A 1,740-nucleotide genomic window follows, 5' to 3' on the forward strand; every position below is an offset into this window, starting at 1 on the left:
TCCGGCTTTGCCGGGCGCGCACGCGGGTGAATTTTCGAGACAAGCCCGTCCAGGGCGCAGGGGAGGAAAGAGGGTGGAGGCTCGCGCAGCGAGTCGGAACCCTGAAAGCCTGACGGGGCGCTCCCCCGGAAGGTTTGGGCGTCCCGCAGGGCGGCCACGACAGACCGTAGGGATGGCGCGCTGTTGCTCTGCTTTTGTCTTGGATTATCTATGTGGCGTTCTATTGGTCGTTCTATTGCGTTGGCTATTGCTTCAGCAATAGAACGCCAATAGGAGAGGTATAAAGGTGAAAAGGTACAAAAGGGCAAAAAGCCAAGAGCATTCGCGCTACGCGCTCACCAGCTCGACCCCCTAAAGGGGGACCCCCACTCGCTGGGAAAGATCCAAAGCGGGTAATAACCCTGAGAGACAAGAGCACGAGCAATGATGGCTGACGCCAGTCTAAGGCCGCCCACTGGCGGCAATAATGATGGCTACGCGACGCTCTTGATGGCTCCCACTGGCGTGGGAGCCCCTACGATCGGCTTTTAAAAAAAGCGTCTCGCATGACTCCACGCAGTGAGGATTTTGTTCCAGGTGCGACCACCCGGCTCCCACTCCCAACAGGCGTTCCAGACTTTCGGGGATTGTTTACCACTGCGCCCCCTGCCCTCTTCGGCGTCTGGCGGTTGGTGGGTTTTAGGACAGTGACAGCGCCCGTGGTTGGGTTTTTACGCTGCCCTGCCGTTGCCTTCTCGCCCTTTCGGGTCGCACCTAACCGGCTATACCGGCTGCTGTGAAGAGATCCCCTTGATCGGCAGCTATTACTTCCCGGGCCCAAAGCATCTTGATTCCAAGCGTCGGGAAGAGGTGTCGGGGGAGGCTGGAAGCTGGACAGACGGGAGTTTTCCCGACAGAATTGGCTTACCAGGTCTCGTTCCCCGCACCGAAAAGCAGAGATTCCCCGAGACCTTGGCCAGAGCGATTGCCGTCGCCGCTGGCCCGAATGAAACCCTGCCTTGGCAGGGTTTTTTCGTTTTAATGCTATGTATCTATTACCCAAAGATATTGCGTTTGCTCGCTCAGCGCAAACCCTGTGTCTTTCACAAGCTGCCGTGTGGGTCTGGCAGCTGTGCTGCCTACCAGCACGGTAGCCAACAAGGTCCCCCGGACCGCGTTAGGGAATGGTCGGTTAAGTCTCATAAATAGCAGTAGACTGTAGGGCACCCTACAGACAGAACCCGACACTGCCCTACATGGCAAAATTAACCATCGGCCGCATGGCAAAACTCTACGGTTTACACCGGTCAACATTGCATGAGGCCGTGTCTAAAGGCCGTGTAACTGCAGGCCTAGACGGTAAAGGGCAAAAGGTTATCGACCTATCAGAAATGATCCGTGTTTATGGCGAACCACAGGGGATCACCCTACACCGCCCTACACTTGACCCGACACCCTCGCCCTACACTTCCCCTACACCTGAAATGGACGCCTTACACCCAGCCCTACACTCGTTGGTTGAAGAGGTTCGATTGCTGCGTGCAGAGATACAAGAGCTGCAACAATCACTTCGGCTGATCGAGCATAAACCCGAGCCTAAACCTGCATTGCCTCACAACGCGAAGCCAGGGGAAGCCCCTACTTGGGCAAATTTGCTCGACGCCCTCAATTACGAAAAGCCGTGGCAAGCTTCGCTGGGTCGAAACTACATAGTTGCACGGCAAAGCCTTGCACACCAAGCCCTTCGGCAAAGCGACCCAC

At 56.5% G+C, this 1,740-nt stretch carries 1 pseudogene; it reads left to right on the forward strand.

Annotated elements, in window-relative coordinates:
• Positions 1-1,235: 1,235 nt before the first annotated feature.
• Positions 1,236-1,740, forward strand: a pseudogene (locus GHO25_RS26355) (hypothetical protein); the annotation flags it as partial.

The organism is Pseudomonas sp. FSL R10-1350, from assembly GCF_009600525.1.
GTDB lineage: Bacteria > Pseudomonadota > Gammaproteobacteria > Pseudomonadales > Pseudomonadaceae > Aquipseudomonas > Aquipseudomonas helleri.